The 6784-nt window shown below is 62.4% G+C and carries 9 protein-coding genes; 7 read left to right on the forward strand and 2 right to left on the reverse strand.

Annotation, left to right across the window (positions count from 1 at the left end; genetic code table 11):
* The coding region (rdgC, locus tag Q8K05_RS01325; RefSeq protein ID WP_305244749.1) for a recombination-associated protein RdgC at positions 1 to 371 on the forward strand (371 nt) is incomplete at its 5' end.
* A 281-nt stretch (positions 372 to 652) separates the two neighbouring features.
* Here rdgC and Q8K05_RS01330 read toward each other — a convergent pair.
* Positions 653 to 1618 (reverse strand): IS1595 family transposase, encoded by a 966-nt coding sequence (locus tag Q8K05_RS01330; RefSeq protein WP_305244750.1) that lies wholly within the window; start codon positions 1616 to 1618, stop codon positions 653 to 655.
* Between the two features lie 788 nt (positions 1619 to 2406).
* Here Q8K05_RS01330 and Q8K05_RS01335 point away from each other — a divergent pair.
* Both Q8K05_RS01335 and Q8K05_RS01340 read left to right on the forward strand, forming a co-directional pair.
* Positions 2407 to 3270: a DUF2189 domain-containing protein gene (locus tag Q8K05_RS01335; RefSeq protein ID WP_305244751.1), complete on the forward strand. Its 864-nt coding sequence runs from the start codon at positions 2407 to 2409 to the stop codon at positions 3268 to 3270.
* Positions 3270 to 3479 (forward strand): DUF2788 domain-containing protein, encoded by a 210-nt coding sequence (locus tag Q8K05_RS01340; protein WP_305244752.1) that lies wholly within the window; start codon positions 3270 to 3272, stop codon positions 3477 to 3479. Before Q8K05_RS01335 ends, Q8K05_RS01340 begins: the two co-directional genes overlap by 1 nt.
* A gap of 227 nt (positions 3480 to 3706) precedes the next feature.
* On the opposite strand, the gene Q8K05_RS01345 is transcribed toward Q8K05_RS01340, so the two are convergent.
* Positions 3707 to 4660 (reverse strand): delta(1)-pyrroline-2-carboxylate reductase family protein, encoded by a 954-nt coding sequence (locus Q8K05_RS01345; RefSeq protein ID WP_305244753.1) that lies wholly within the window; start codon positions 4658 to 4660, stop codon positions 3707 to 3709.
* 112 nt (positions 4661 to 4772) lie between these two features.
* Here Q8K05_RS01345 and Q8K05_RS01350 point away from each other — a divergent pair, with 112 nt between their 5' ends.
* The 4 genes from Q8K05_RS01350 to Q8K05_RS01365 all read left to right on the forward strand — a co-directional run.
* A complete protein-coding gene (locus Q8K05_RS01350; RefSeq protein ID WP_305244754.1) occupies positions 4773 to 5111 on the forward strand; it encodes a hypothetical protein in 339 nt (112 codons plus the stop codon).
* 67 nt (positions 5112 to 5178) lie between these two features.
* Positions 5179 to 5409: a hypothetical protein gene (locus Q8K05_RS01355; protein ID WP_305244755.1), complete on the forward strand. Its 231-nt coding sequence runs from the start codon at positions 5179 to 5181 to the stop codon at positions 5407 to 5409.
* A 109-nt stretch (positions 5410 to 5518) separates the two neighbouring features.
* Positions 5519 to 6400, forward strand: a complete 882-nt coding sequence (locus Q8K05_RS01360; RefSeq protein ID WP_305244756.1) for a neutral zinc metallopeptidase — start codon at positions 5519 to 5521, stop codon at positions 6398 to 6400.
* Positions 6401 to 6575: 175 nt separating this feature from the next.
* The coding region (locus Q8K05_RS01365; RefSeq protein ID WP_305244757.1) for a DEAD/DEAH box helicase at positions 6576 to 6784 on the forward strand (209 nt) is incomplete at its 3' end.

The following is a 6784-nucleotide window of genomic DNA, read 5'->3' on the forward strand; positions in this document are numbered from 1 at the left end:
CCGATGACCAGAAATCGACGGTCCGCTATTCGCGCCACACCCTCGAAATCGACGAGGTCGCTCAACATATTGCGTCGGGCAAAGTGCCCACACAGCTAGGCATGACGTGGAACGATCGCGTGTCTTTTGTTCTGACCGACATGGCCCAAGTGCGAAAAATCAAGCTGCTCGACGTCGTGCTTGACGGCGTGCAGGAAAGAGGCAAGGATGACGACGGCTTCGACACCGACGTGGCCATCGTGACGGGAGAGTTGTCAGCCTTGATTCCTGACCTGCTCGAAGCCTTGGGTGGCGAGCTTTCTATCGATCGGACCGCACCCCAGCCAGCGCTCGGACCGACGCCCGAACGTGAACGGGCTGCAGCAGCCTAAAGACAGGACGGCCCTGAAAAGCAAAAATCCGACGCAATCCATAACGGAGTGGTACGTCTCTTATCCTCATCTGTTTCAAGAACGCCCTCATGACCGTCGGGGATGTGACGCGCAGGCAACTGGCGGTTCTGGAATACACAAGAGTAGCCATGCGCCAGACAGAACTGAACTTGATAAGCGAGTGGGTGATTCACTTACGGTCGTCAACATGGGCTCACCGGGCGCTTACTTCAGTTCCCCAGCCGCATGCGGAAGAAGTTTAGTTCGCCCAAAAGAAAAGGCTATGTCCCAATTACGTGTTGCCGAGCTCGCCCGAGGGATTCGCGCAAGCAGTGAACGGGCTGGATGCTCGGTTGATAGCGCTCCAGCATGCGTCGCCACCCCAAGTAATTGACGAGGTACTTGGTCGCAACACCATGGAACCGCGCCATCCAGCCCTTCAGCCTGCTGTGATAGGTATTGACGTTCTGGATGTGGAAGGCTCCTTCTCGGACCCGCTGCCCCGGCCGGGCATGCACGACGTAATGCGTGATTCCACTGGCGCCGGCAAAGGCGGCGTAAACGGCTGCTCCATCCGTGCACAACACCGACTCGCGATCGATCAGAGGCAGGAGGGCGTCTCGCACATGCGCGGCATCGAGCTTGTCCAGCTGGAAGTCGGCAGTGTGTCCTTCACGGTCGCGAACCACCATAACCGGGATCTGGTCTTTGCCCGTTCCACGCGTGGCCCCGACACCGCCGCGCTTGCGAGCAGGCCGGGGCAGGCGGCGCTGTCCCTTGAAGGACTCCAGGAAGAAGGTCTCATCCGCTTCGACAATGCCGCTCTCACGCGTATCGCGATGCCCTGCAACGGCAAGCAAAAAACGGTGTCGCCACAGGAAAGCAGTGTTTTTGTTGACGCCACAATGCTGCGCCGCCTGCCTGAGCGTGAGGCCATCGATCAAGGCCTGGGCGTAGGCATGCCAGCAATCGGCTTTGCGCAGGTGCGCCAAGGCTGTGCCGGTCAAGGTATTGCAGGTACGGCCACACGCCCGGCATCGGTAACGCCGCAATCCACGACTCCAGCCCCACGGGGCCAATTGAGTGGCTGGCGCTTGGCAATGAGGACAAGCTGGTAAGTCCGGCAAGGCGGCTTCAAGAGCATCCTTCGGTCGCGGTTCACGAAGAACACGCTGCACAGTAGCTCTCTGCATAGCACTGAGTTGGCCTAGCTGAGCCAGCCAGTGTTGAAAGGCTTGGGTGTCCATATGCAGACCTCCTCAATGAGTGTCTACCTGCAGATTACTCCTTCAACACATAACTGGGACATAGCCAAAGAAAAGGCGACCCGCAGTCTGGGGGTCCCTACGCTGCGCTTCGGGCAACCTGCGCTGCCCCGGAAAAGCGGGGGTCGAGCTCGAACTCGCCTTCGGCTCAGACAATCGCTCGCCCTGATCCCGCTTTCCCGCGTCATCACAGGCCCAGCCAGGACGGGTTTTGGGATCGGATGCGGAGTCGGGGAGAAAATCGCGCCGAGCGCGTGCTGCGTATTCGGCTGCTGGCTGTTGGTATTGGTCTTTTCCCCGATTCGCCCCCTTCTGTCTGCGCTGAGGAGCGGAGCTTCAGGCGGATCAGGGCCGCGCGCTGTTTGAGCCGAAGGCGAGTTTGCGCGGACCCCGCCTGAAGCGAGCACCGCAGGGTGCCCCGTAGCGAAGCGAAGGGGTCGCAGACAGTAGGGTCGCCTTTCTTTTCCTTAGGTTTCTTTGGCGAAGCAAAAGAAAAGTAAGTCGCCTGCCGGGGCGATTCCCGGCCAGCCCAATCTCGTCACGCCAAATCGAGACCGAACAAGCAAACCCCTTCGCTTTTCATGAACCGCCCCCGAATCGTCATCGCCGAAAAAGCGCATAAATGGATTGCCGCACTGCGTTCGCAATGACGGAGATGGATTGCACCAGCAGCGCCGTGCTCTTGACCAGGGTCAACAGACGCGCATGCCGCACCCGAAAAGCCTTGCCCCTGGCCAGCCCGGGGCAGGCGCTGCAGGTATGCTCAGGCCATGGCGCTGCACTCCAACCTTCCTCCTTCCCCCTCGCCGTCGGCCCCTGGCCATGTGGCGCTGCCTGTGATTCGCACCATCGGGCTGGCCCAGCCGCTGCAGTGGCTGGCGCGTGGCGCGCAAGACATGCGGCGCGGCGGCTGGCTTAGCCTGGCGCATGGCTTGGTGCTGGCCGCCTTTGGCGGTCTGCTGCTGCTCCTGGCGCACGAGCATTTCTGGTTGCTGGCCGGTGCGCTTTCCGGTTTTTTGGTGGTGGCGCCGGTGCTGGCCACCAGCCTGTACGCCATCAGCCGTGCCCTCGAACGCGGCGAAGCTATCAACACGAAGCTGGTCGTCAAGACCTGGACCCGCTGGCAACACTCGCGCTATGTGGTGCGTGGCGGCTACTGGTGCCTGGTGCGCTTCGGTTTGTTGCTGGCGCTGGCCGGCACCGGCTGGGTGCTTACCTCGGCGGCGCTGATCACGCTGATGGCGCCGCAGCCCATCAACACCCCCGTGGACTTTCTGCGCCATATCGTGCTGGCGCCCAATTACTACGTGTTTGAACTCTGGCTCACCATGGGGGGCCTGATGGCCGCACCCATATTTGCCTCCAGCGTGATTGCCATGCCCCTGCTGCTGGACCGGCGCGTCAATGTGATGCAGGCCGTGCTGGCCAGCTGGCAGGCGGTGCTGACCAACCCCGTGCCGATGGCCCTGTGGGCCGCCTTGATCATGGGCCTGACGCTGCTGGGCCTGGGTACGCTGCTGGTAGGCCTGATTTTCGTGCTGCCGCTGCTGGGCCACGCCAGCTGGCATGCTTACCGTGACCTGGTCGATTCCAGTAACCTGCCCGAACGCCTGCCGCCCGAAGGATCCGTCTGATGTTCGGCTTCACGGAAGAGCAGATCGCCACCTTTGGGCTCACCTTCGGCGTGGGGGCTTTCATGCTCTACATGATGTTCATCATCGGCCACCTGGCGTGGCAGTCCAAGGCCGGCAAGTTAGGCACCTTCGTCATTTTTCTGGGCCTGGCGTTTGGCATGGTGGGCTTCGTCGCGAAGTACTTCATCCAGTGGTATCTGGAGCAGTAGAGAAGCCAGGAAGCAGGTCCGCGCCTCGGTCAGGCGAGTCACGCAACGCCAGCCAGCGCGAGGTGCCGCGCCTGTTTACGCCAGTGCCCCTGATGTGCAGCAGCTTTTTACAGTGGCCGATCCGTAGCGGCCTTGCCAGGAGACTTCGCCATAAGTCCTGTTCGCCCTGAGTAGGCCACCAGGCCGTATTGAAGGGGCGCTCCCATGCGCACTCAGCCTGAAGATGGTCAGTCTGCGTGTGGGCCAACTGCTTGGGCGAGGGCCGTTCTTGCCGCGGCCAAATCCCATCCAGCCCAGCCGCAGCTCTTGAACAGCACCGGCCCCTTTGCCGCAAAAGCCTCGGTGCGCACCACGTCGGCCAGGCTGGCAAAGCGGGTTACCTCCAGCCCGGCCTGCAGCAAATCACCGGCCTCGTGCGCGGCATCCACCGTGTCCACCACCACCGTGCCGTGCGCTGCAAAATAACGGCACAACTCCGGGCTCAGCTCCGCCATTTTTGGCGTGAAGGCGCCCACCGCGGCCACAAACGCGTCGCCGCGCGGCAGGGCGCCCAGCACCACCTCGTGGGCGGGCGTGCAGGTCACGGCGATCGGGCAGTCGGCCAGCGCCGCATCGGCGTCCAGCACCACGCGGGCTTGCAAGCCCAGCGTTTGCGCGTAATGGGCCAGCCCTTGCGCGCTGGACAGGCTGCGGGAAGCAATCAGAAATTCCCGGGTGTTCAAGCCCTCGGCAAAGGCCTCCAGGTGGGCTTTGCCCTGCACGCCCGCACCCACAATCAGCAGCGGCCCCTGCTTGCAGGGTGCCAGCCGCTGGGCGGCCAGCACCGACACGGCGGCCGTGCGCCGCGCTGTCACGGTGGGGCCATCCAGAATCAGCCTGCGTTGGCCCGTGGCCACGTCAAACACCACCACGTCGCCCTGAATCGTAGCCAGGCCACGGCCCGCATTGGCTGGCGTAAAGGTGATGAGCTTGGTGATGGCACTCAAGCCATCGAGCGCGGGCATGACAAACAAACTGCCGCCACCGGGCAGGGGCAGCACCAGGCGCGCCGGCACCTGCACCGAAGGGTCTTGCAGCAGCGCGGTGAGCGCCTTCACCAGCAGCGGGTAGGGCAGTCGCTCCGCCGTCCGGGCGGGGTCAAGCAGAGCGCAGGAAACAGGCATGGAGGAGGCAGAGGTCATGCCGCCATGGTAAGCCAGCGCTTTTATCCTACACAGGGCCGGGAAAAGTGCCGAATGGTTTTTCAAGGCGCCGCCTTAGCATCGACACAAATGTAATAAAGAGGTGACGAAGATGTTTTCTGACCATACGCAACAGCCTGATGAACCGTCCCATAAAGTCTGGCTGGGCGTGGCAGCGGGGCTGGTCATCGTGTGCCAGCTGGTGGCCATGGCGCTGGTGGTGGACGGGCAGGTCGAAAGAGCGCATGCGCGCGGGTTTCAGTACGCCGCCGAGCGATCGGCCCTGGCCCAGTGCAACCAGAGCAGCCTTGGCACCGAACGGCAAAACTGCGTCCTGCAGGCCCAGACCGCGGCCAATTTCCTGCCGCAAACCGCCAGCCCGCAGGCCGTAGCCGACGCCACGGGTCTTGACGGCGCCTTCCAGTCGACTGCCTTGCTGACGGGCCGCTAGTATGGTGTTGCGCGCCGTACGGCACGCAACACCTTGCCGGCTGTCAAGCGGTTAGCATGTGGGCACTATGAAATTGTCTCGCCTGTTTCAGCCCCGCAATCCCTTGTTCTGGATCATGCTCGCGCTCAATGCCTTGTCATCGGCGCTCGCCTGGATCGCGCACAACCGGCCCCTGGACACCGGGGGCGTGCTGTTGATCAGCAGCTTTGCGATTCTCAACGCAATTTTGGGCACCTGGCTGGCTTGGCGGCTGCTGCGCGATGAGCCCGCTGTCCTGTCCACCCCCCAAGTCGAGTGATTGCGCTGAGGGGCGATCAAGTCGGCGCTTGCGCTGACATCCAGCCGTGGCGGACGGGGGCAAGCTTCAGCGTCAGGCAAGTCTTTATACGCAAACCAGGAAATCGATCATGAAATGGGAAGGCAATCGGCAGTCCGACAACGTCGAAGACCGGCGCGATGACGCGGGTGGCGGCATGGGCGGCGGACTGCTGGGCGGCCGCAGCATAGGCATAGGCACCATTGTGGTGGCGCTGGTGGGCGGCTGGATTTTCGGCATCAATCCGCTCACGATACTGGGGGCTTTAAGCGGCGCCTCGCCGCCCGCCCAGGTGCAGCAGCAGGCGCCTGGCCAACGGCCCCCTGCCGACGACCGCATGGCCAGCTTTGTCTCCACCGTGCTGGCCGATACCGAAGATGTCTGGAAAGACGTGTTCGCCAAGGGCGGCGGCACCTACCAGGAGCCGCGCCTGGTGCTGTTTCGCGGCGCTACACAGACCGCCTGCGGCCAGGGCCAAGCCGCCATGGGGCCGTTTTACTGCCCCGGCGACCAAAAGGTCTATATCGACCTCGGGTTTTACGAAACCCTGAAAAACCGCCTGGGCGCGCCCGGCGACTTTGCCCAAGCCTACGTGATTGCGCACGAGGTTGGCCACCATGTGCAAAACCTGCTGGGCATCAGCAGCCAGATGGAGCAGATGCGCGGCCGGGTCAGTGAGGTCGCGTACAACCAGCTGAGCGTGAAGCTGGAACTGCAGGCCGACTGCTTTGCCGGCGTCTGGGCGAACAAGGCCCAGAACGCCCGCCAGATTCTGGAGCAGGGCGATGTCGAAGAAGCCATGAACGCCGCCGCCAAAATCGGTGACGATGCGCTTCAGCGCGGCGGTGGCGGTGCCGTGGTGCCCGAGAGTTTTACCCACGGCAGCAGCGCCCAGCGGCAGCGCTGGTTCAACAATGGCCTGAACAATGGCAGCGTCAAGGCCTGCGACACATTCAGTGTCAAAAATTTATAAGAAATCGGCCTTAAGCGCATAGTCAGCGGGTGCTGATAGCTATTTAATTAATAGCAATAAAATGCGCATCGGCAGCTATTCCCATCCACCAGGCGGGGTTCTGGCAGCTCGTTTTTGTGACGAAAATCGAGGTTATAGCCCCTGTTTCGTCCAAAGTGCGACAATGGCAGGCTAAATGACATCATCTTTTTCGAACCTTTCGCTAGCAGAACCGCTGGCCCGCGCCGTAGCCGAGATGGGCTACGAATCCATGACCCCCATCCAGGAACAGGCCATCCCGGTCGTTCTGCAAGGCAGGGACGTGATGGGCGCCGCCCAAACCGGCACGGGCAAAACCGCCGCTTTCGCGTTGCCTCTGCTGCAGCGCATGATGAAGCACGAGAA

The organism is Polaromonas sp. (assembly GCF_030682935.1).
Taxonomy (GTDB): domain Bacteria; phylum Pseudomonadota; class Gammaproteobacteria; order Burkholderiales; family Burkholderiaceae_C; genus Polaromonas.